18 protein-coding genes, 1 pseudogene and 1 riboswitch are annotated in these 22,529 nt (G+C 57.5%); of the genes and pseudogenes, 13 read left to right on the top strand and 6 right to left on the bottom strand.

Annotated elements, in window-relative coordinates:
* Window positions 1-101: 101 nt before the first annotated feature.
* The 6 genes from Poly21_RS11660 to Poly21_RS11635 form a co-directional block, all read right to left on the bottom strand.
* Entirely contained in the window at window positions 102-1,109 is a 1,008-nt protein-coding gene (locus Poly21_RS11660) for an ABC transporter ATP-binding protein (RefSeq protein WP_146407218.1), read from the bottom strand.
* Window positions 1,106-2,182 carry an ABC transporter ATP-binding protein gene (locus tag Poly21_RS11655; protein ID WP_146407217.1) on the bottom strand — a complete coding sequence of 359 codons (1,077 nt, stop codon included), beginning with the start codon at window positions 2,180-2,182 and terminating at the stop codon, window positions 1,106-1,108. Before Poly21_RS11655 ends, Poly21_RS11660 begins: the two co-directional genes overlap by 4 nt.
* Window positions 2,179-3,435, bottom strand: coding sequence for an ABC transporter permease (locus Poly21_RS11650; protein ID WP_146407216.1), 1,257 nt, complete (start codon window positions 3,433-3,435; stop codon window positions 2,179-2,181). Before Poly21_RS11650 ends, Poly21_RS11655 begins: the two co-directional genes overlap by 4 nt.
* Window positions 3,432-4,361 carry an ABC transporter permease gene (locus tag Poly21_RS11645; protein WP_146407215.1) on the bottom strand — a complete coding sequence of 310 codons (930 nt, stop codon included), beginning with the start codon at window positions 4,359-4,361 and terminating at the stop codon, window positions 3,432-3,434. Before Poly21_RS11645 ends, Poly21_RS11650 begins: the two co-directional genes overlap by 4 nt.
* The gene (locus tag Poly21_RS11640; protein ID WP_146407214.1) at window positions 4,358-6,355 is read right to left on the bottom strand and encodes a peptide ABC transporter substrate-binding protein; all 1,998 of its coding nucleotides are present in this window, start codon (window positions 6,353-6,355) and stop codon (window positions 4,358-4,360) included. The genes Poly21_RS11645 and Poly21_RS11640 overlap by 4 nt, the downstream gene beginning before the upstream one ends.
* Window positions 6,356-6,558: 203 nt before the next feature.
* Window positions 6,559-7,776 carry an amino acid aminotransferase gene (locus Poly21_RS11635; protein WP_146407213.1) on the bottom strand — a complete coding sequence of 406 codons (1,218 nt, stop codon included), beginning with the start codon at window positions 7,774-7,776 and terminating at the stop codon, window positions 6,559-6,561.
* A gap of 66 nt (window positions 7,777-7,842) precedes the next feature.
* Between Poly21_RS11635 and Poly21_RS11630 the strand changes: the two genes are divergently transcribed.
* The 13 genes and pseudogenes from Poly21_RS11630 (at window position 7,843) to bluB (ending at window position 22,513) form a co-directional block, all read left to right on the top strand.
* Window positions 7,843-9,033 carry a 4-(cytidine 5'-diphospho)-2-C-methyl-D-erythritol kinase gene (locus Poly21_RS11630; RefSeq protein WP_302118718.1) on the top strand — a complete coding sequence of 397 codons (1,191 nt, stop codon included), beginning with the start codon at window positions 7,843-7,845 and terminating at the stop codon, window positions 9,031-9,033.
* A gap of 9 nt (window positions 9,034-9,042) precedes the next feature.
* A complete protein-coding gene (locus Poly21_RS11625) occupies window positions 9,043-9,933 on the top strand; it encodes a septation protein SpoVG family protein (protein WP_302118717.1) in 891 nt (296 codons plus the stop codon).
* The gene (locus Poly21_RS11620; RefSeq protein ID WP_146407210.1) at window positions 9,926-10,300 is read left to right on the top strand and encodes a hypothetical protein; all 375 of its coding nucleotides are present in this window, start codon (window positions 9,926-9,928) and stop codon (window positions 10,298-10,300) included. Before Poly21_RS11625 ends, Poly21_RS11620 begins: the two co-directional genes overlap by 8 nt.
* 86 nt (window positions 10,301-10,386) lie before the next feature.
* On the top strand, window positions 10,387-12,306 hold the full coding sequence (locus Poly21_RS11615) for a hypothetical protein (protein ID WP_146407209.1): 1,920 nt from the start codon (window positions 10,387-10,389) through the stop codon (window positions 12,304-12,306).
* 154 nt (window positions 12,307-12,460) lie between these two features.
* Window positions 12,461-12,689, top strand: a riboswitch (cobalamin riboswitch).
* Window positions 12,690-12,853: 164 nt separating this feature from the next.
* Window positions 12,854-13,933, top strand: a complete 1,080-nt coding sequence (locus Poly21_RS11610; protein ID WP_146407208.1) for a DUF1559 domain-containing protein — start codon at window positions 12,854-12,856, stop codon at window positions 13,931-13,933.
* Entirely contained in the window at window positions 13,926-15,452 is a 1,527-nt protein-coding gene (locus Poly21_RS11605) for a cobyric acid synthase (RefSeq protein WP_146407207.1), read from the top strand. The genes Poly21_RS11610 and Poly21_RS11605 overlap by 8 nt, the downstream gene beginning before the upstream one ends.
* On the top strand, window positions 15,449-16,081 hold the full coding sequence (gene cobO, locus Poly21_RS11600) for a cob(I)yrinic acid a,c-diamide adenosyltransferase (protein ID WP_146407206.1): 633 nt from the start codon (window positions 15,449-15,451) through the stop codon (window positions 16,079-16,081). The genes Poly21_RS11605 and cobO overlap by 4 nt, the downstream gene beginning before the upstream one ends.
* On the top strand, window positions 16,078-16,722 hold the full coding sequence (gene cobU, locus Poly21_RS11595) for a bifunctional adenosylcobinamide kinase/adenosylcobinamide-phosphate guanylyltransferase (RefSeq protein ID WP_302118715.1): 645 nt from the start codon (window positions 16,078-16,080) through the stop codon (window positions 16,720-16,722). Before cobO ends, cobU begins: the two co-directional genes overlap by 4 nt.
* A gap of 263 nt (window positions 16,723-16,985) precedes the next feature.
* Window positions 16,986-17,927, top strand: a complete 942-nt coding sequence (locus Poly21_RS11590; RefSeq protein WP_302118713.1) for an ABC transporter substrate-binding protein — start codon at window positions 16,986-16,988, stop codon at window positions 17,925-17,927.
* Window positions 17,924-18,958: a FecCD family ABC transporter permease gene (locus tag Poly21_RS11585; protein WP_146407204.1), complete on the top strand. Its 1,035-nt coding sequence runs from the start codon at window positions 17,924-17,926 to the stop codon at window positions 18,956-18,958. The genes Poly21_RS11590 and Poly21_RS11585 overlap by 4 nt, the downstream gene beginning before the upstream one ends.
* 65 nt (window positions 18,959-19,023) lie before the next feature.
* Window positions 19,024-19,752, top strand: a pseudogene (locus Poly21_RS11580) (ABC transporter ATP-binding protein); the annotation flags it as partial.
* Window positions 19,746-20,735 carry an adenosylcobinamide-phosphate synthase CbiB gene (gene cbiB, locus Poly21_RS11575; RefSeq protein ID WP_146407202.1) on the top strand — a complete coding sequence of 330 codons (990 nt, stop codon included), beginning with the start codon at window positions 19,746-19,748 and terminating at the stop codon, window positions 20,733-20,735. The pseudogene Poly21_RS11580 and the gene cbiB, both read left to right, overlap by 7 nt.
* Complete coding sequence (gene bluB, locus Poly21_RS11570) at window positions 20,732-22,513, top strand: 5,6-dimethylbenzimidazole synthase (RefSeq protein ID WP_302118708.1); 1,782 nt, start codon at window positions 20,732-20,734, stop codon at window positions 22,511-22,513. The genes cbiB and bluB overlap by 4 nt, the downstream gene beginning before the upstream one ends.
* The last annotated feature ends 16 nt before the right edge of the window (window positions 22,514-22,529 follow it).

The following is a 22,529-nucleotide window of genomic DNA, read 5'->3' as shown; positions in this document are numbered from 1 at the left end:
ACGGCATCGATTCGCCTTAACTTGGATGGGTTGTGATCTCCAACGCAGTCTCAGTTTAACCCCTCTCGGCCCCGCTATGGCGGCTGGCACTTGAGTTTTTCCTAAGAGATCGCATCCTCGCGAACCCAACACGCCGCCGCGTGCGGCCGGTCAGGCAGTGGCGGCCGGTCGACAACGCAACGATCAATCTTCACCGGGCAACGCTCGGCAAACGCACATCCCGGGTAGTAAATATCCGGCGACGGGACTTCGCCGGAGAGCACAATCCGCTGTCGCGACGCCGCGACAGCAGGATCGGGAACAGGCACGGCGGATAGTAACGCTTCGGTATAGGGATGTTTGGGGGCTGCGTACAGTTCTTCGGCAGGCGCCAATTCGGCCATTCGTCCGAGATACATCACGCCCACGCGAGTCGCGATATGCCGCACCACCGCAAGATCATGCGCGATGAACAAATACGACAGTCCGAGTTTTTGTTGCAGATCCATTAACAGATTGATAATTTGGGCCTGGATCGATACATCGAGCGCCGAGACAGGTTCATCACATAGAATCAGGTCCGGTTGCACCGCGAGCGCGCGGGCGATGCCAATGCGCTGCCGCTGCCCGCCGCTGAACTCATGTGGATACCGATTCAAAAATCGGGGGTTCAAGCCTACCAGTTCCATCAGCCGGAGGACTTCTAATTTCCGGTCGCGGCCGCGGGCGAGCGAGTGCACCACCAGCGGTTCACCGATGATCCCACCAACCGTCATGCGTGGATTCAGGGATGCAAACGGATCCTGGAAAACCATTTGGATGCGGCGGCGATATGGCAGCATCGCGGCGTCAGACATGCCCGCGATATTGACACCATCCATGCGAACATCGCCGCTCGTAGGATGCACCAGATTGATGATTGCCCGCGCGGTCGTCGATTTTCCGCAGCCGGATTCACCCACCAAGCCCAGCGTCTCACCCCGCGCGATGTCAAACGAAATACCATCGACAGCGCGGATCACGCCTTTCTGCGATTTCAAAAAGGACCCACGCCGAAACGGAAAATGAACCTTCAAATCACGCACACTCAAGAGTGGCGGCGTGGCAGCTGTTTCGATCGGAACGCTCATTGGACTTCCTCTTCGACACCAACATCAACGGCATGACAGGCGGCCGTGTGAGAGTCGGACTCGCTCTCGGTGGTGGAGGTATCCGCACGCCGGGTCAGCACGGGATCATCAATTTGACAGCGCTCGAAGCGATACTGGCATCGATCACGAAACGAACAGCCGACGATCGGTACCGACATGTCTGGTGGTTGGCCAGGGATGGCAGCTAAGGGTTCATCACGGTTGGATTGAACATTCGGTAGCGAGCCGAGTAAGCCGAGCGTGTAGGGATGTCGGGGCATGGCGAACAGCGACCTCACATTGGCTTTTTCGACGATGCGTCCGGCGTACATCACGAGTACCCGGTCGGCGACGCCTGCCACCACCCCGAGATCGTGCGTGATCAATACAATCGCAGTGCCTTTTCTCGCTTGCAAATCAGCCAGCAGTTCCATGATCTGAGCCTGAATCGTCACATCCAACGCCGTCGTCGGTTCGTCAGCGATCAGCAACTCAGGCTCGCAGGACAATGCCATCGCGATCATCACACGCTGCCGCATCCCGCCGCTGAACTGATGCGGATAATCGCGTAGTCGCTTTTCGGGTGCAGTGATGCCGACAAGACCCAACATCTCAACGGCATGTTTGCGGGCCTCGTGTCGGGTCTTGCCCAGGTGCAATCGCGTCATCTCCGTCAACTGTTGCTCGATCGTCATGAGCGGATTGAGCGCCGTCATGGGATCCTGGAAGATCATCGCAATGTGCCGGCCACGGATGTTCTGCAATCGATGATCGGAGAGCGTGAGCAGGTCCTGGCCTGCAAAAATAGCTTGGCCACCATCAATGTTCCCGGGCGGTTTGGGCACCAAACCCATCATGGCGAGGTTGGTCACGCTCTTGCCACTTCCGCTCTCGCCCACAATCGCCACGGTCTCCCCGGGACGCACATCGAACGAGACGCCGCGCACGGCGCGTACCATGCCTTCATCGGTCTTGAAACTGACGTGCAGGTCGCGAACGCTTAGCAATGGCTCGGCATCGGTTAACGATGCGTCTGAGTTCCCGTCCGCTGCCTGCGCAGAATTATGCCTCATGAGCGATTCTTCATTTTGGGGTCCAAGGCGTCGCGAAGTCCGTCGCCCAAAAAGTTCAATGCGAATAGCGTCAGCGCTAACGCCGCACCGGGAAATGCCACCACCCACCAAAACAGCTTGACAATCGAAAGAGCCTCGACGCCGTCGTTAAGCAGCAGCCCTAACGAAACGTCGGGCGGTGCCACACCCAGCCCAAGAAACGACAAGAACGCCTCAAACAACATCACCGATGGAATCGTCAGCGTGAGATACACAATGACCACACCGAGCGTATTGGGGACGAGATGCCGGAACACAATTCGCATTGGGGAAGCGCCGATCGTGCGGGCTGCTTCGACAAATTGTTCATGACGCAGTGACAACACCTGCCCGCGGACCACTCGCGACATCGTCAGCCAGTAGATCGCACCGATGATGATATAAAAAATGGTGATCTGATGAATCCCATAATATTCTAGCCGAGACTTGACGCTGTCCTCGCTCAAGAACGTGACCAGGAAAATGACCACAAAGATGAACGGGATTGAATACAGCATGTCAACAATCCGCATCATGATCGCATCTGTCACACCACCGAAATATCCAGCGATCGCACCATAACTCACGCCGATCACTAAACTGACGATCGTGGCCACAATGCCAACGACCAGCGAAACGCGCGATCCCCAAAACACTCGAGCCAGGAGGTCTCGCCCAAGTTTGTCGGTTCCGAACAGAGACGGAATGGTCCAGTCACCAAAGATGGCCACTCGGATACGACACATCGTGAACGCCACCGGACCGAGGTCATTCCACAACTGGTTAAAGGGATGGTCAAGTCGCGAACGAGCATCGAACTTGGCGAGTTCCTGAGTTCGATTGCTAACGTCTGGATCAGCCAGTATCGCAGCCCGCTGCTCAGCTACCTCCGCTTGGTAATGAGCCAGTTGGGAGGTCAGTCGGCCGTCTTTGAACTTCAATCCATCCCGACCGCCGAGCACCACCGTCTGCGTGTTGGGTGGCAAAAAACGACGGTTATTCAGGTCCTTGTCCAGGGGGCTCTGCAGTGGCAAGAGAGGTGTGAAGATGGCCGCCAACATCAAGACGATTAGGAAAACCAGTGAGCACATCGCCGGCCGATTGCATCGGAGTCGCCGCCAGGCGTCCTGCCACAGAGAAACCCCGCGGATCTTTCGCGATTCCTGCAAAATCTTAGCCAGGGTCGCCTCATCGGGACCTGGCGAGCGACTGGGGGGCAAGGACGATTCGCTCATTGCAACTTCACCCGTGGGTCGATGACGGCGTAGGATAGATCAACGAGTGAGTTCATCACAAATAGCAGCACGGTATACGTGAGTACCATCCCCATCGCGAGCGTATAGTCACGCTGAGTTGCCGCGTAGATAAAGTGACTGCCGATGCCGGGCAGGGCGAAGATTTTCTCCAACACCAACGATCCCGTCAGCACGCTCGCGGTGGCTGGACCCAGATACGAAACCACCGGCAATAGAGCACCCGGCAACACGTGCTTGAGAATGACGGTGCGTTTGGGCAAGCCCTTGGCGAAGGCCGTCCGCACATGCTCGCGTCCGAGCACCTCGAGCATTCCGGCCCGTGTTAACCTCGCAATGTACGCCGCCACGGGCGCTCCCAAGCAGAGAGCTGGCAAGATGACCTGCCGCAATGTTCCCCAGCCCGCAGCAGGAAAGATTGGGATCCAAAATACAAACAGTAGAATCGCCAACGACGCCAGGACAAAATTGGGGATCGCGATGCCCAGCACCGCCGAACCCATCAGCGCAAGATCTCCCGCTGTGCCCCGATATACCGCCGATACCACGCCAGCGGTCACTCCGAGCGTGATCGCAAACACCAACGCTAAAATGGCCAGAGATGCGGAGACCGGAAATCCTTCGGCGAGCACCTCGTTGACAGTGTAATCCTCTAACTTGATCGACACTCCGAGGTCGCCACGTGTGACGATACCCACCAGATAATCGGTATACTGAGTCAGCGGGGGCGCGTCGAGATTGTAGCGAGCGCGGAGTTGTCGCTCGATCGCTGGCGGAACATTCCGCTCGCTGCTGAACGGATTGCCTGGGACGGCACGCATCAACAAAAACGAGAGCGTGTACACCGCCCACACCGTGAGCAGCATCCATGCGAATCGGCGAATTAAGTAGCTCAGTAAGTCCGTCATCGGGATTGCCTCTCACTCGGGTCAATACTGAGCAGGTGCAGCGGATGCAAGTCCTGCGGGCTGGGGAAGAATCCTTTTACCCGTGGTTTGACCATGTTCACGCTGACGTAGAAATAGAGTGGGATCACGGGCATTTCATCGATCCAGATCGCTTCGGCGGCGGCGAGCAGTTCCATGCGTTTGTCCAAGTCGCTTTCGGAGGCTGCCTCTTTGAGTAAGCGGTCGAAGTCAGCGTTAGACCACCCCGTGCTATTCTGCGCCCCGTCGGTGACCCACAGATCCAGGAACGTGTTGGGGTCGGCATAATCGCCGATCCACGCTGATCGAGCAATGTCATAGTCGAGCTGGGCGATCTTATCCAGGAACGTTCCCCATTCCATATTTTGGAGCTCGACCTTGATATTCAGATTATTTTGCAACTGTTGTTGAATGACTTCGGCGATCGCGCGATGTGCCTCGCTCGTGTTGTACAACACGCTGACCTTGGGGAGACCTCTGCCGCCGGGATAACCCGCAGCGGTGAGCAATCGTTTTGCTTCGGCAATATCCGGTTCAAATCCCGGCGGCGACTCATAGCCTGCGATGCCCGGCGGCACGAGCGCGAATGCGGGCACCTGCCCGGCCTTGGTGACCTGCTCAACAATCTGTCGTCGGTCGATCGCCAAGGCAATTGCTTTTCGTACACGCGGGTCGTCAAGCGGTTTGCGAGTGGTGTTGAGCCGATAGAAATACACCGACAACATGGGGGCGGAATAAAAATCGTCGCGCTCGCGGAGCGTTTCCATCAAGGCGACCGGCGGATCGGTTACCCAGTCGATTTGGCCGGTCACGTACATGTTCAGTGCGGTGTTTTGGCCCTCCGTTGAGAGACAGTCAATCGTCTCGATCGATGTTTGATCGGCGGCAAACCATTTTGGATTTTTGGTCAGACGAACTCGATCACGAAGCCGCCGCAAGCTGACCACGTAGGCACCGTTGGAAACAATGTTTTCCGCCTTCGTCCACATCGGCATTCCGAACTCTTCGATGCAATGCCGCGGCACGGGAAACAGCGGATAGTACGCCGTGAGGCTTGGGAAATACGGCAGCGGGTCTTTCAGGTGCACAACAAAGGTATGCGGATCGGGGGTTTCCATCCCACCAAGTTTGTCAAACGCCACCAGTACGCTGTGGATGCGCTGGGTATCCGGCGCAGCAAGTGGTGAATTCAAGTTGATCGCGAAGGACTGCGTCGTTGTCGGTCCGTCCCAATCGACATCGCCAGATTCTGAAGTTTGGGCAATGTCGAGTACGAAAACCCACATCTCCTGCCAGTCTAAAAGCGCCTGCTCGCGTTCCTGTTCCTCGACGTCTTCTCCAAACTCTGGTTCCGGCGGCTTGCGAATTTCCTTCAAGGTGCCATAGAGCATCGTCCCGCGAGGGAAGTTTTGGAAGCTCACCTCTCCAGTATCTGCCTCGGTTGTCCCGTCAGGGTTGGGGCGGTCGAATAGTTCGACTTCACAACGGTCGCCAACATTGACAACACCTGAATTGAACTGTTCAGCATAGGGGATGCTGAACAATTGGAAATTGTATTCGCACGCAGTTTCTGGATGCAGCATTCTCGTCCATGACCACGCGAAGTCTGCCGATGTGATCGGCACGCCATCAGACCACACCGCGTCGGGACGCAGGTGAAACGTATAGGTGCGTTTGTCCTCGGCAACGTCATAGCTCTCCGCCACGGCGGGTTGAGCGGACATCGGCTGCAGTCCCGTGACCGGGTCAGGCTCGCCGTCGGGTAGCATCTGCAATAAACCCGAGAAAATTCCAAAGAGTATCCGGCTCTCGGGTTGGCCCGTCGCCCGATGAGGATCGAGCGTTTTGGGGTCGGTGCCGTTTTGGATACTGAACTCCGCCGGCGGCATCGAATCGAACTGCGTTGCCCACACCACTGCAATGCCCGTCACGATCAGGGCTAAAATCACAAACGCTCGTCGCAGTTCAGGAGGCATGCAGAGGAGTCTTTTTCAGCGGTTAGTGATGGGCTTTGAAAACGCTCGGTGGATTCTGAACAATTTCCGACTGGATATTATTTAGTGTGTGAGTTGAAACCCAGAGTCACCGCACAGACGCGTCTCTTCGACGCGACGCTCGGTGATCTCGGCGTTTCGGTGATGCAAAATCAGTCCGCCCGATATCAATGACCTTGCAACGATTACATCACGTCCGCGACGGCTCGGCACAGCCAATCGACTTTTTGCTCGTTGATACCAGCGACATTGATGCGACCACTGCCGACGACGTACACACCGTGTTGAGTGCGCAGTTCGTCAGCTTGCATCGCGGTTAAACCGCTATATGAAAACATGCCTTTTTGATTGAGCAGAAACGAGAAATCCGGTGCACCGGGCTGTTCTTTCATGCCCGCCACAAACAGCTCACGCAGTCGCGTGATTCGCAGACGATACTCTTCAAGTTCAGCTTTCCACATGCGAGTCAACTCGGGATCGGCCAGCACCGTGGCGACGATCGATCCACCGTGCCGGGGCGGGTTGCTGTAGTTGGCACGCACCACGATTTTGAGTTGACTCAGGGCTGTTGCCGTCGCTGCGGGGGATCCCGCGATCAGCGTCACGGCGCCGACTCGTTCACTGTAGAGTCCAAAGTTCTTGCTATACGACGAGCAGACGATTGCTTCGTCACAGTGCTCGAGAACCGTGCGGAGTCCTGCTGCGTCGGCCTCGAGTCCATCACCAAAACCCTGGTAAGCAAAGTCCAATAGCGGAATTAAACCGCGGGTGGCGAGTAAGTTCGCAATCTGTTGCCACTGTGCGGCGGTGGGATCGACGCCCGTCGGATTGTGACAGCACGCGTGTAGTAGCACCGCGTCACCTGGACGGGTTTTCTCAGACAGGTCAGCGATCATCGCTTCGAAGTCGAGACTACGCCGATCAGCACCGAGGTAGCTGTACGTTTCCACTCCCAGTCCCGCCGCTCGCATGATCGCAGAGTGGTTGGCCCACGTTGGATTGGGCAGGAATACTCGTGTCGGCGCACACTGTGTCGCCAAAAAGTCACCCGCCACCCGCAATGCCCCAGTGCCGCCAGGCGTCTGGACAACGGCTGCGCGATCAGCTGGGAACTCGTCGCCGAGTAACATCTCACGCACCGCGTGGCGATAATCGGGCAATCCATCGATGGGCAGATAACTCTTGGTCTGCTCCGTCTCCAGGAGTTTTTGCTCAGCGGCTTTGACGCATTTCATGACCGGTGTCACGCCCTGAGCATCCTTATAAACTCCGACCGAGAGATTCATCTTCTCGGCACGCGCATCTGCAGCAAATGCCTCACTTATCCCCAGAATCGCATCGGGGGCAGCCATCGGGATGGAATCGAAACGGTGAGCGGCGGTAGCCGGTTCGGACGCGGTCATGCGAAAATCACACGCGAGAATGGGAGGTGACAAAATGGACGGTGCCCCTATCCTAGCGAACCAACGATGACGCGACCATCCGCGTCGCGTGCGATCGTTCGTATTAGAAACCTCGATTGGTATTACTGCCCTCAAAGCGACTTTGCATACGGAAACCAGCCCATGAGCAACTCCCGGCGGCCCCACTACCGCACGTCACCGCCCGCCAAGCTGAATCTGTTTCTGGAGATTCTGGGACGTCGGGAAGATGGATTTCACGAACTCGACACCGTGATGGTCGCCATCGATTGGCGTGACGAACTGCAACTACAAACGAAGTCAGAGCCCGGCATCACGCTCGATGTCGATTGGTTGCCCAGCCGGGCGGCTGTCGCAGTCCAACTCGGGGTCGCATCCGACGACGCACTGCTGCATGTGCCCACTGACGAGTCAAATCTCGTTTATCGAGCTCTCAACTTGATCACGCAGACCAGCGGATACACGGGGGGGTGGACGGTCCGACTGAGCAAACGCATTCCCAGTGGGGCGGGAATGGGAGGAGCGAGCAGCGATGCCGCGGCAGCCTTGCGACTAGCCGCCGTCGCGTTAGCAGATCTCGACAGTGGGCTCGCTAGGGAACTGACGAACGACAAACTGCGCGAACTCGCTGCGTGCCTGGGCAGTGATGTGCCGTTTTTTCTAGGCGATCTACCATCCAATCCCGGTGGGGACGTAGCGGCAGTCGTTGCCGCAGGAAGCCCCGGTTCGCTGGCCCGCGCCCTCGGCCGCGGCGAAAAACTAATCTTCTACCAGCTGTCCACTCCGCATTGCTTCATCGTCGTTTATCCCGCGATTGCGCTGTCGACGGCCGCGGTTTACGGGCGCGCCAAAGTCACGGATCATCCGCGCTGCGGACTCGATGTCATTAACGCGTTTGTGCATCCCCATCCCAACATCAATGCCGAGATACTCTATAATGCGTTGACTCCACCCGCTTGCGGGCTATCACCTCCCATTGGGGAGGCGATACAATGCTTGCGGGAGTTAGAGCGACCTACGCACCTGCTAGGGCGACACCTACCCCATTGCCAGATGACCGGCAGCGGCTCTGCTTGCTTCATTTGGTTGACTCCCGATGGCTCGCCTGCCGATGATGGGTGTCGATTGACTGGTGTCGATGAGGCATTGCTCGCGACGATTCGTGAGCGGTTGCCGGGTGGCGCGTTGGTGCAGACTGTCGCGACGTGTCCGGCAGCGCCGAAGATTCATATCGAATAGGGGATGGTGATGGAGATTACGGAGGTTCGCATCAAGTTGATGGAAGGTTCGGAAGATCGTCTGCGAGCGTTTTGTTCGATTACGATCGACCAAAGTTTCGTGATTCGCGATCTCAAGATTATCGACGGGAGTCACGGTCCATTCGTCGCCATGCCCTCACGCAAGTTGACAGGGCACTGCAACCGATGTGGTAGCAAGAACCACCTGCGAGCGACATTCTGTAATCAATGCGGAGCGAAACTACAAAGCGGCAGTACCGTGGATGCACCTCAAAAGCTGTACGCCGACGTGGCCCACCCGATTAACAGTGAATGCCGCGAGATGATTCAAAACGCGGTGGTTGATGAATTCCAAGCGGAGTTGCAGCGGGCGGCCCAGCCGAACTATCGCAGTCGCTACGACGACGAATTTGATGCTGGTGACTACGACGAAGCCGACTACTCCAGTGCGGACTCTGCAGCAGCGGTTCCCGCTGGTCCGAATTCCATTCCGCCCTCCGCGACCGATCCTGGTCCGCGAAAACCAGCTGTCGTCTCATCGTCGACCAACGCGCCGCTGGAAGAAGACGGTTTTCGCAATGCGGTGCCTGACTCATTCGGAGCGGGATTGCTCGATAGCAACCCTCCCACCGGTGACGCGGCGGCCAAGGTGTCCAGCGAAAACGACGATCTGGACGATGCGATCGTTGTACGGGGTGAGAGCGGTGTGCCAAACAGCCTACCTCGCCCGCACTTCCGCGATCGCCCCGGTCCCGCACCGCGCGCCCTCGTGACGAGCAATCCACCGTCGCAGGGCAGTCGCGTCAGTAGCGATCCCGAGCAGCCTGTCATGCCGGATGATGCGGGCCCCGAAAAGATAGCGGACGACTCCAGCTTCGGTGCTGGGATTTTCGATGGCTGAGCGAGACGAGGCCGTGATGCTGGCACGAGTGCGGACTCCCGTCTCGAGCGTTTCACCGAGGCATGGCGTTCTCGTAAAAGATGAGAGCGCATCGTCGACTGGCAGCCCGACATTGCAGATCGGAATCGCTTCGATGCTGGTGCTTGTCGTTGTTGCGGCGCTGATCTCGGCCGGTCTCGTCTACGCCGCTCGTATTCCCGAAATCCAAGAGGAGTGGTCGGTCCTATTTGGAACGAAGGTGACGGCCGACCGGAGTCGCCGTGGTCCGCAGATTCTTTTTATTCTGTTTACAGTCACCTCGCCGCTGTTGATCGCCATGACGCTGTCGCTAACCACGTCGCTGTGGACTTGGCTCTCGAAGCGTTGAGCACGAATTACCTCCATACGAGGCGGATATTAATATTATTCTTCGGTAGCAGCGATTGAACCTCCAGGCCAGGTGAGGATGGACTGATGACAGATCAGAGTTTGGAAACTGTAGCGAGCGTGGTCGCTCGACTCGGGGTACCGCCACCTGATATCGCTGAGTTATGGCTCGAAGATGCCCGGCCACATTTCGACGTCGGTGAGAATACGCGGTTTGATGCCGACGCAACCGCGTGGCAACACATGGTCGTCAATGAGTTTGGCCGGGCCGTTTTGCCACCCCGATCATTGGAATTACCGCGCGAGCTTGAACGGAAGATTGCCGAGGATTCGTCGACAGGTCCGAATGCAACGCCGCAGTCGTCGTCGCTGGCCGACAAACAGGGAGTCGGATTAGCAGTACGATCAAAGGCGGGGTTATTGGAAGGTCATTCCAAATCACCTCGACGACGCAGCGCCCGGCGGCAAGACGTGTCGCGCCGCCATCGACCCTCGACGAGGACGATCCTAGCTGGTAGTGCGATCGCCGCGGTCGCATTGTTGGTCGTCGTGCTCACATTGAGGTCCCCGTCCGCTCCTGACCGGTCGGCTCCCGACCCGTCTCGCGAAACGTTCGCGGCGAACAAATCGGTGATTCCAACTGACTTGTTTTCCCCGGAGCCGATCGCCGATCCGGAGTCGCTGCAGAGTTCCCCACCACCTCGTCGACAATCATCGCCCGGTCCAGTAGTCGCAGCGGCCACGGAGGTCCCTGGCTCGGCTGACCTGATGAGTCTGAACGCGGACCCCCCTGTCAACGAGACGCCCAGCGTCGGTGGGATGGAGGCGATGCCGGCGGACCTATCGCTCGACTCTCTCGTGCCTAGCGTCATCACAGAGAGTGACGAGGCGTCACCGCCGACTACCACCGAAACCACCATCTCGGCGGTCGACATCACAGACATGAGTGACGAAGACGCGGCATTGGACGAGGCGGTGCCGCAAGCAACCGCAGCGATTGTTCCGCCGCAAAAGCAGACGACGGCGGTGACACTGCCTCGCCCCCCGACTGCATCGGAGGCGGCGTTGTTGCCCCCTGCCCTGGTGCTGATGTTGGAGAGGGCACCGACTCGCCTGCAGCTCGAATTCCCTACTGAGCCGGCTCTGCATCTGCGGCCTGAGCAAGGTCGGTGGGCGGTGATCGCTATCGGCCGAGACCTGCCGATCGCAGTATTTGAGATCGATCAGGATGGTGGCGGCGACCAAGCATTGCGGTTTCGCTGGCTCGCTGCCGCATCCCAAACGCCATCGGCCGAGTCTCTTATCCACGGCCGCATCACGACCGCAGAGGGCGATGTCGTCTACCTGCGGTCCTCGCTCGACGCTCAGGCGATTGCAACTGATTTGAGTGAACGAGATGAGAAGCTGAAGTGGCTATTAGGCGGACCCATATTGCATTCCGTCACTCACCTACGTTTGGACCTGCAGGTGCCCGACGACGTCTCGCTGCGATGGATGGAGTCTGCCGACGAGGAGTCTCCACAGAAGACGCGGGCGATTGCTCTGCTGACTCTGAAGGACTCAGCAGAGCCAGGCGAACTCGCAGCGAGAATTGATGTACGGACCTCCGGCTCGTTGTCCATGCGGCTTCGCTACGGAGCGAGGCTTGCTCCCGCCATGCCATGGCTATGGACCGATGCTTCATCAATTCGTTCGAGCCTTGACGCCACCACCAGGCAATTGGAGTTAGCCGACGAGCAGTTACTGCAACTGGAAACGGCGATCTCGCGTGCTGGAAAGCTGCGAGCGAGGAGGCAAGAGGTTGCCCTGGAGATCCAGCGTGACAGTATTGAGGAGGCCGTTCGCAATGGGACATTGGTCGCCAAACGCTTGGCCGAATTGGACCAACTCGTTGCCCTGCTTGACGCGGAGGGACAGATTTCCTTGTCTCTCGAGGTGCGGTGGCCTGATGATAGCACGCAGACGATACTGGCCCTTCGCCCGACAGAGGATCACGGGAACCCATAGTGCCGTGGGCCCACCCGCGATCCTCCGGACCGATCGCGAAGCGGTCAACGACTTTTCGCCAGCTGTCGGTCCCGCCGGACCGGGGCCGCTTTTGACGAATTCTGACGAGACGGCTTGGTCAATTTTGTCATTGACAGGCGATGGGTCGCCAACGATACTCGGCCGCGTTCGTGGTGACTTGCTCTGCCCGCTGGCAGACAGGTGAACAGGGAACTCCGGTGAAATTCCGGGACGGTCCAGCCGCTGTGATCCACTGGCGACCTCAACCAGGTCGCATTCGTTGCCCCCTAAATGATTGCCATTGCCCGATGATCGGGTGAGAAGGCTGAGGGGTAACTGAAACGGAGGAGAGTCAGAAGACCTACCACGACAAGACATCCGCGTGCCCTCTTGGATTGGGGCAGTTGTCGCAAACGGTTTTGCAGCCTGGTTCGATTGGGCTGTGTTGTCGTTTGGCTCCCTTTCGTTGCCTACGAAATTGCAATCTCTCCCGTAGACGTTCTGCATCGGTTCACCGCAACATCGTTGCCGTGACAGCGGATCTTGCGTGATCGCATTGCCCCTCTATCTCATGATCTCGACATTCACGCCACGTGGGTTCGCCCCAACTCGCAAATCCACCCGTTTAGCAATTCAACCCTGCGCCGCGTTCACTCTGGTCGAATTGCTGGTGGTGATCGCTATCATCGGCGTTCTCGTGGGGTTGCTGCTTCCTGCCGTGCAAGCGGCTCGCGAGGCAGCTCGGCGGATGCAGTGTAGTAACAACCTCAAACAACTTGGGTTGTCGGTACACAATTATCAATCGGCGTTCGGGGTACTACCAGCCCAATCCACTGCACCGGGGCCCGGACGCGATTTCACCATGCGGCGCGGCAGCTGGTTAACGGCGACGTTGCCTTTCTTTGAACAGGAGGGCTTATTTCAGACCTTTGACAAGCGGTTCCACTGGCACGACCCGCGAAATGCCGCGGCAGTGGCGACCACAGTACCGATGCTGAGTTGTCCGTCGGTCCCCGACCGGCGTGGCTTTGAGTGGACCGTGCTCGTCGATTATCCCGGTGGCTCTTCAAGTTACTCGCTGACACCGCGAGATTTTTACGACGGTGCGACGACTGATTATTCCAACGTCGGGGGTGTCGGGACTCAGCTGAATGCATCTCTGCCACCAGCAAGACAGCTCAGCGATCCCAACAATTGTGGTGTATTGAAGACGACGTCAGGAAGGTTCGCGGACGTTCTCGATGGATTGTCCAATACGATCTTGGTGGTGGAGTGCGCGGCGCGCCCCGAGCTTTATCAAAACGGTCGCTACGTCGCCGATGGAGCGGTCAAGACATGGAGCGGCACATCGAGCGTGACACGCCCGTTTCCCACAGGCGGTGTGTGGGCGAGCCATAGCAAGGGCTTTCTAGTCGACGGTGCTCAATCAGATGGAAATACGGCGATTCGACCCGGACCTTGCAGCGTTAACTGCAGTAACGACAACGAAGTGTATTCATTTCACGTGGGTGGTGCCAATGTACTGATGTCCGATGGGGCAGTGAGATTCATCACAGCGTCGTTGCCCATGGAGCAGCTGGTTGCTCTGGTCAGCCGGAATGGTCGGGAGGTTGCTTCGATTGAGTAAAGTTGAAGTCGCCAAGACGGTCATGGTGATGGGCACAAGTTCGTCGGCGGGTAAGAGCCTACTGACGACGGCGCTGTGTCGTTGCTTGGCCCGACGCGGTTTTCGTGTCGCACCGTTCAAGGCGCAAAACATGTCGAACAATGCTGCCGTCTGTGCAGTTGGCGGCGAAATTGGGCGATCACAAGCCCTCCAGGCGATCGCAGCAGGAACTCCGCCGACCGTCGACATGAATCCCGTGCTATTAAAACCCGAAGGGCAGACGCGTTCGCAGGTCGTTGTCGATGGATCGCCAACACAAACACTCGAAGCGGTGGACTACTTTGAACGCCGCAGCCAACTATGGCCACATGTCACCGCGGCGCTCGATCGTTTACGTCAGCACCATGACATCATCGTGATCGAGGGTGCGGGCAGTCCCGCCGAACTGAATCTTGCTGATGTGGAAATGGTCAACATGTCCGTCGCTCGCTATTGCCGGTCACCGGTACTGTTGATCGGCGATATTGAGCGTGGAGGGGTGTTTGCACAATTGCTCGGGACCTTATGGTTGCTCACGCCTGCCGATCGAGCCCTCGTGAAAGGTTTGATCGTTAACAAGTTCCGCGGTGACCTGTCGCTGTTCGATGCCGGCGTAGAGATTTTGCAGCAGCGGGGAGGAGTGGAGGTGCTCGGAGTGCTGCCATATATCGAGGCATTGCGTTTGCCCGAGGAAGACGCAGTTGCCTTGGATGGATTTACCTGTGAGATGGAATGCTCAGGCGATGGGAGTTTGGATATCGCAATCATTCGCTTGCCACATATCGCCAACTTCGATGACTTCGATCCTCTCGCGGCGGACGCAAGCGTGCGCGTGCGTTATGTTCGATCCGCCGATCAATGGGGTGATCCCGACGTGGTGATTCTGCCTGGTACGAAGAACACCTTTGGAGACCTGCAGTGGATGCGTCAGACGGGCTTGGCCGACAAGACTCAACAGCATGCACTCGCAGGTGGTCACGTTGTCGGTATCTGTGGCGGCTACCAAATGCTAGGTGAGAGGATTCACAATCCCCATCGTCTGGAAGGGGGAAGCAAAGAGATTGAGGGCCTGGGACTGCTTCCTGTTGAAACAACTTTCCTACTGACCAAACAAACTCGCTTGGTCGAGCTGGCGTTGACGGATGATTCGTTGGCACCGGGGACGCTGGGTGAAACAATTTCGGGATACGAAATTCATCATGGGGCGACAAGAACTTCGTCCGCTTGGCTCCGACACGTCTGCTCAGACGCAGAGGATGCGGAGTCTCGCGCTGAGGGTTCGCAGAGCGGTGATGGCCGTGTCTGGGGATGTTACCTCCATGGCTTATTCTATAACGATCGCTGGCGACGTGCCTGGTTGACGAAGCTTGGAGTCGCAGCCTCCCGTGAACCGGCGACGTCGTCCCACGACCAATTGCAGCGGTCACTCGACCGACTCGCTGACACGTTCGAGACGCATATTGATATCGATCATTTACTGAGCATCATTTTTGAATCATGAACACTGAAAAACAACTTCCTGACGAGACGAATGAAGAGCACCGCAAACGCATGGTGCGTCTGAATGAAATCAAGGACCGGCAACTGGCAGAGGCAACCCAGGAAAAAGGGCTGATCATTGTTCATACCGGTGCCGGCAAAGGAAAATCAACGGCGGCATTTGGAATGGCAATTCGCTCTCTCGGCCAAGGCATGAGGGTAGCGATTGTGCAGTTCATTAAAGGGGCGATCCCCACAGGCGAAGCGGCGTTCGTGGAAAAAATTGCAGCTGCTGGGATGCCGATCGAAATGCACACGATGGGCGAGGGGTTCACATGGAAAACACAAGACCGCGAGCGAGACATCGCGACCGCGATGACGGGCTGGGCCAAGGCCGTTGAGCTGATGCGCAATCCAGCCATCGACATGGTCATCTTGGACGAGCTGAATATCGCAACCAAGTATGACTACATCTCTCCCTCAATCGTGGTCCAGGAACTTTTAGCTAAGCGGCCGATGCTGCACGTTGTCCTGACGGGGCGAAACGCCAGCGATGAGGTGATCGAAATTGCGGATCTCGTATCGGAGATGAAGGTCATTAAGCATCCCTACGGCCACGGTATTCAACCACAGCGCGGGGTAGAGTTTTGAACGTTTTTAATTCGCTGGATCGTGGGGGAAATGCCGCCGGTGGTTCCATCACGTTAGTGGTCGGTGGCGCGAGGAGTGGTAAAAGCCGCTTTGCGGAGCAACTCGCTGGACAATTGAAAGGTGATGACGTCCTGTATGTCGCTACTGCTCAACCGCTCGACGGAGAGATGACGCGGCGGATCGAGCACCATCGTCGCACTCGCAATGCAGCGTGGCAAACAGTCGAGAGTCCACTCAATATCGGACGTGCGATCGCTGACGTGCGAGATCTGCCATCCCTGGTCTTGGTGGATTGTTTGACGCTGCTTGTCAGCAATGTGATGTGTGATGAGCAACGGCATGACGCAGCGGTGGACGATTGGGAGTCGCGAGTATTGGCGGAAGTCGATGAGCTGATCGAGGTGGCCCGGCAGCGTAGGATCGATTTGGTGATCGTGTCGGGGGAAGTCGGCGCGGGCGTCGTGCCTGAACACGCTGCCGGACGCCTATTTCGCGATCTGTTGGGCCTTGCCAATCAACGCATCGCCGCATCGGCGGACGCGACGTATTGGATGGTAGCTGGACTGGCGATCAACGCTACCAAGATCGCCTCGTCGGTACAGGACGCCGCCGATGGTTTGCAACGGAGTGATGTGTTGTGATTGACCTTAATGAACTGTCTACGCGGGGCTTGCGATCCGATATGTTGCGACGCGGTCCTGGATGCGTAGCGTGGGACTATTGTCCCGAGCGTGCAGAAGTGAGGTCCCGGACGGAACAATGGTCCCATCCTACGCTCCATCGTACAGACGCTGTAGCGAGTCAGAACACTGAAGCAACGCAACTTGAGAATCGTGCGGCGAAACGTCGATTCAAGCCCAATGATTTATCAGTTCAGGCTTGCGTTCTTTTGACGATTGGATTGGTGTTTGCCGCGTCAGGTTGCGGTCGCGCATCCCAACCGATCGCCTCACGCGTGCAACCCGAGACACAGCACGTCATCGTTGATCGACTGGATCGAACGATTCGCGTCGGTGAACCAGCGCGACGAATCATAAGTTTGTCACCAGCGACGACCGAGTTACTTTATGCCATCGGTGCCGGTTCCTCATTGGTGGGGGCGACGACTCATAGTGACTTCCCTTCTGCCGCCCTTGAGCTTCCTCGCGTCGGCGGCGGAACATTGGAGAGTATTAGCGTTGAAGCCATCATTGCCGCCCAGCCTGACTTGGTCTTGTGCAAGTGGGACAGGCACCAGCCCCTGCTCGAGTCGCTCGACCGGCTCCACATCTCGACGCTCGCAATCGGGCCTAAGAACCTCGATGAGCTGTTTGAGGAGGCCGATTGGTTGGGCCGGCTGACAGGGCACGTTAGCGAAGCCGAAACATTGGTGGCGACGATGCAAACGAAACATCAGTCACTCCGACGGATCGTCGAGCGGGTGCGTCCTGAACCATCATTGAGTGTGTTCTATGAGGTCTGGGATGAACCATTGATGACGGCTGGCCCCGATTCGTTTATCGCCGAACTGCTGTTGCTGGCGGGATTACAAAATATCATCACGGACACTGACATCGCATATCCCAGAATTAATGCGGAAACGGTAATCCGTGGTAACCCTGATCTGATTTTGGCACCGACGTCGCACTTGAAGCGTGTCGACATTGAATCCTTCGGTGCCCGGCCGGGGTGGGGAGCCATCAATGCGGTAAACGAACATCGCATTTATGTGATCTCGGGTGACTTGATTTCGCGTTGTGGCCCGCGCGTGCTCGACGCGGTGGCGGAAATTATTGTGGCTGCGTACCCCAATACCGCCGCGGAGATTGCTGAGTTGACTCCGGATGTGGTTGCCGAGACGCCATGAGAGGCTTCAGTACGACATCGCTGCTGATGCGAATTGTTCTGGCGGCAGTCGCCACCTTGGCTATTGCGGCGTCGGTATGCTTCGTCGGCGCGACGTCCATCTCAGCTTCACGATTGGTGGATGCGTTGGTGGGGCGGTCGCCGCTCGATGAAACCGAGTGGATCATCTTGACGCAGTTGCGACTGCCTCGCACGATCGCAGCGATGCTTGTCGGTGGTTCGCTCGCGGCAGCTGGCGTTGGTTTCCAGGGATTGTTTCGCAACCCTTTGGCAGAGCCATATGTGATCGGTGCGTCCAGTGGCGCTTCCCTCGGCGTAGCGGTGGTCGTGATCTGGGGCCTACAGGCGTCGCTTTGGTCACTTGGTGCGACAGCCTTGATGGCCATGATCGGGTCGATCGGGGTGGTGATGCTGGTACTTGCTATTGGCGGCTTGGGCCGCACGGATTCAACAACTTCTCTGCTGTTGGCAGGCGTCGTAATCAGCAGCATGGCTGGGGCGATCGTCTCGGCATTGATGTTCCTGTTTGACCAGAAGGCAGTCGTGATTTTGTCGTGGTTGATGGGCTCGTTGGCCAGCAGCCACTGGGGCAGTGCGGCGATGGTGGGAGTACTTGGCGGGATGGGGACGCTCTCTATCTTTGCCCTGGCCAGACCCTTGGACGCCTTCGCGCTGGGAGATACCGCTTCACGTTCGCTTGGATTGGATTTGCGTCGCTTCCGTTGGCTGATCATTGCAGCCTCAAGTATCGCGACGGCAGGCGCTGTCGCTTCGTCGGGGGTGATCGGGTTTGTGGGGTTGATCTCGCCGCACATCGCACGCTCGTTGGTGGGGACGCGGCACGTGCATTTGATCCCAATGAGTGTTTGCATTGGCGCTTCGCTGATGCTACTGGCCGATGCGGTTGCTCGCACGATCATGGCCCCTGCCGAGTTACCGGTGGGAATTGTGACGGCGATCCTGGGGTGCCCCTTCTTCCTATGGCTGCTGCTCCGCGACCGGCGTGGTGCGTTGATGGGAGCGACGGCATGACGATCTTGCGTGCCGAGAACTTGACGTTTGGTTTCGATACCGAACGTGATGTGATTCGTGAATTGTCACTGGAGTTGCGGCCGGGTGAGCTGATGGTGCTGCTCGGCGGCAACGGGGCTGGCAAGACGACCTTGCTGCGCATATTGGCGGGGCATCTGTGTCCCGGTGGGGGCAGAGTGTGGTTGGACGGGAGGCCTGTCGACGAGTGGTCGACACGCGATCGTGCACAGCGTCTGGCATTGATGCCCCAAGCGGAACGTTGCGAGTCCGCAATCTCGGTGCGCGAGTTAGTGCGGTTGGGGCGAGCCGCTCATCGCGGTTGGTTAATGCCGCTCAACGAAGCCGATGAACACATCGTCGACGAGGCATTGGCCGTGACGCAGATGACGCCGTTTCAAGAACAAGCGATCACGACGTTATCGGGAGGCCAATGGCGACGGGCTATTCTGGCGCGATCGCTGACACAAGGAGCGTCGGCGCTGTTGTTGGATGAACCAACCAGTGGATTGGATTTAAGACACCAGTACGAATGTCTTGATCACATTCGTCGGCTGGTGCGAGAGAAGCAACTGATCGCCATCGTGACGCTCCACGATTTGAATCAAGCAGCCATGTTCGCCGATCGGATCTCGCTGTTAGCCGATCAACGCGTCTTCGCATCGGGGAGTGTCGCCGAGGTTCTGACTCGCGAGCGAATCAAGCAGACCTACGGGATTGATGTCTCCATTATGCAGCATCCGGTCTATGCAACGCCGGTGATCGTGCCTGTCTTGCCAGGGGATGTCGCATGCTGAATTACGCGTGGACCCCAGCAGTGATTTTGATTGCCGTGACTTTGGACGTCGCGTTTGGGGAACCACCCAACCGTTGGCATCCGGTCGCTTGGATGGGATCGTTGATTAGCTGGTGGAATCGGGTGTGGGACAGTCGGTTCGCAAATGTCAAGAAGGCAGCAGGTCGCGCAGATCATCGCTGCGGAGAGTTCTTGTGCGGGTGTGGGATCGTGGTGGTGGGGGCGGTTTTATGCGGAATGTTGGGTTGGGTAGTGCAGGCGAATGCGAACGGGGGCTTGGGGGTGTTGATTCAGGCGATGGTGCTAAAATGCTGTTTTGGATTTCGATCGTTGCAAGATGCGGCGCGATCGGTCGCAACCGAACTGCTTGACAAGAATTTGTTCAAAGCGCGAGAGCAATTAGCGTTTCATTTAGTCAGTCGCGATGTGTCGGAATTATCAGCCGCGGAAGTTTCCGCAGCGACGATTGAGTCAGTAGCCGAGAATACGTCTGATTCCGTCATTGCGCCGCTGCTTTTCTTTGTCGTGGCCGGTTTGCCAGGAGCGTTGATTTATCGGTTCATCAATACCTGCGATGCGATGCTGGGTTACCGTACCGAGCGACTGGAATGGTTGGGCAAGCCAGCGGCTCGACTCGATGATGTGCTCAATGTTCTTCCAGCCCGGATCACCGCGCTGTTAATGGTTGCTGCGAGCGTGGGCCATGGCGATCGTGTGCGTGCTTGGAAGACTTGGCGCAGCGACGCCAGGGCAACGGCCAGTCCGAATGCGGGTCAGCCAATGAGTGCCGCTGCCGGATCGCTGGGTGTTTGTTTGGAGAAACGCAGCCACTATCGGATCGGCAGCCAGTTCCCGCCGCCAGCGGCGCCGGATATCGAGCGGATGATAACCCTTTACCAACGCACAATTGTTTTAGCAGTGACGTTAACCTGCCTCAGCGGTTATCTGATCCATTGGTGTACAGGTTTAGGAAATCAGCCGTGAATTTACAGCACCTGGATTCAAACGAGGCGGTTCATGGTGGTATCGACTGGGATGAGCTACGTCGCCAGGGTATCGCCCCCGACACTGTGCTCGACCTCAGCTCCAATTTGTTGCGAGTGGATCATCCCAAGGCTGTTCAGCAGGCGATCGAATCGGCCGCGATCTCACCATACCCGGATCGAAACTCCAGCGTGCTACGTACTGCGATTGCGGAGCGACATGACGTTGCCCAGGAACGCGTGCTGGTGGGCAATGGCTGCTGCGAGCTGATCCATTTGCTTGCCGCCCATGGCGTGGGAGCGCAGCGTGACGGGGCTGACGCGCCTACAACACAAAGCGTCATTCTGGGGCCGACGTTCTCGGAGTATGAGCGAGCGTCGTGTCTGGCCGGCCTGCAGTCAACCGTGATTCTTGCCGATCAAGCCGACGGGTTTGCTGTGCCAACCGAAACCGTCGAGATGGAGTTGCGCCGAAAAGCCTATCGCGTTATCTGGATTTGCAATCCAAACAATCCCACTGGACAAGCCATCGGCGCGGACGTGATCCGCCAGTGGATTGCAAAATTCCCACGCACGACATTTATTATCGATGAGTCGTATATCGAATTTTCGGAGGCGACTGAGTCGTTAATCCATGACACGTTTGAGAATTTGGTGGTACTTCGTTCCTTAACAAAGTCCCATTCCATGGCGGGCCTGCGGCTGGGGTATTTGGTCGCGTCAGCAGCACGCGTAAGATCGATCAGCGCATGTCGTGTGCCGTGGTCAGTCAACGCGATCGCACAAGCAGCAGGCGCAGCTGCATTGGCTGCCCAGCAGCACTACGACCACGCGATGCTGAGAATGCGTGAGCAGCGAGGTCGATTGATAGACGAGCTAACTCGCCGCGGCTTCCAGCCTCTCGTCACGGATACTGGCTTTTTTCTGATGCCAGTCGAGAACGCTGGGGTGTTTCGCAATCGGCTGCTCCGTCAGGGAGTGTTGGTCCGCGATTGCCATTCTTTTGGCCTGTCAAATTATGTTCGGATCGCGGTCGGAGATGCTGCGGCGACCGACCGATTCCTGACCGCGTTGGACACTCCTTCCCTCAGCACTTCGCATCGCAGTTCTGATCTCACCCTTAGAGGAAAGATAGACGACTCCGATGATTTCGAAGGTGACTCGTTCCGCACACAACTATATGAGTTGTTCCGGATGCGACGGGACGTGCGGCGGTTTTCTTCGGACGCGATTCCCCCCGAGCTACTGGCGCGGTGGATCGACGCCGCTGTACTGGCTCCGTCGGTGGGATTGTCGGAGCCTTGGCGATTCGTATCGGTGCGTGATGCCGAAACTCGCCGCCACATCGTGCGGGAGTTTGAATCTCAGAATGCTACCGCAGCAGCAGGTTATGAAGGTGTGGCTCGAGAAAACTATCTGAGTTTGAAGCTGGCTGGCTTACGCGAAGCACCGGAGCAATTGGCAGTATTTGTTGAACCGGATCCGCACCAAGGTCGCGGTCTGGGGCGTCGCACGATGCCCGAGACGGTCGCCTACTCCGTGGTGGCTGCAATCCAAAATTTCTGGCTGGCGGCGCGTTGCGACGGCGTGGGTGTGGGTTGGGTTTCGATTGTGAGACCAGAGCAGATTGGCAGGCTTTTGAACGTTCCGCCGCAATGGGAATTGATTGCCTACCTGTGCGTGGGATACCCGTTGCATCCCGATCGAACAATTCCCGAACTACAACTCCGAAACTGGGAGGAACGTCGCGATGTCAGCGAGCACTGGATCACCCGTTAACTCATCAAGTGAACCT

It is taken from the genome of Allorhodopirellula heiligendammensis (assembly GCF_007860105.1).
In the GTDB taxonomy this organism is placed as follows: Bacteria; Planctomycetota; Planctomycetia; order Pirellulales; family Pirellulaceae; genus Rhodopirellula; species Rhodopirellula heiligendammensis.
This window is presented reverse-complemented; position numbering and strand designations above follow the sequence as displayed.

Bases quoted from the DNA above. Each gene is read 5' to 3' on its own strand.
- Poly21_RS11615 (WP_146407209.1), top strand. From the start codon at position 10,387: ATGACAGATCAGAGTTTGGAAACTGTAGCGAGCGTGGTCGCTCGACTC.
- Poly21_RS11650 (WP_146407216.1), bottom strand. From the start codon at position 3,435: ATGAGCGAATCGTCCTTGCCCCCCAGTCGCTCGCCAGGTCCCGATGAG.
- Poly21_RS11585 (WP_146407204.1), top strand. From the start codon at position 17,924: ATGAGAGGCTTCAGTACGACATCGCTGCTGATGCGAATTGTTCTGGCG.
- Poly21_RS11635 (WP_146407213.1), bottom strand. From the start codon at position 7,776: ATGACCGCGTCCGAACCGGCTACCGCCGCTCACCGTTTCGATTCCATC.
- Poly21_RS11655 (WP_146407217.1), bottom strand. From the start codon at position 2,182: ATGAGGCATAATTCTGCGCAGGCAGCGGACGGGAACTCAGACGCATCG.
- Poly21_RS11660 (WP_146407218.1), bottom strand. From the start codon at position 1,109: ATGAGCGTTCCGATCGAAACAGCTGCCACGCCGCCACTCTTGAGTGTG.
- Poly21_RS11640 (WP_146407214.1), bottom strand. From the start codon at position 6,355: ATGCCTCCTGAACTGCGACGAGCGTTTGTGATTTTAGCCCTGATCGTG.
- Poly21_RS11620 (WP_146407210.1), top strand. From the start codon at position 9,926: ATGGCTGAGCGAGACGAGGCCGTGATGCTGGCACGAGTGCGGACTCCC.
- Poly21_RS11625 (WP_302118717.1), top strand. From the start codon at position 9,043: ATGGAGATTACGGAGGTTCGCATCAAGTTGATGGAAGGTTCGGAAGAT.
- Poly21_RS11645 (WP_146407215.1), bottom strand. From the start codon at position 4,361: ATGACGGACTTACTGAGCTACTTAATTCGCCGATTCGCATGGATGCTG.
- Poly21_RS11630 (WP_302118718.1), top strand. From the start codon at position 7,843: ATGACGCGACCATCCGCGTCGCGTGCGATCGTTCGTATTAGAAACCTC.
- cobO (WP_146407206.1), top strand. From the start codon at position 15,449: ATGAACACTGAAAAACAACTTCCTGACGAGACGAATGAAGAGCACCGC.
- cbiB (WP_146407202.1), top strand. From the start codon at position 19,746: ATGCTGAATTACGCGTGGACCCCAGCAGTGATTTTGATTGCCGTGACT.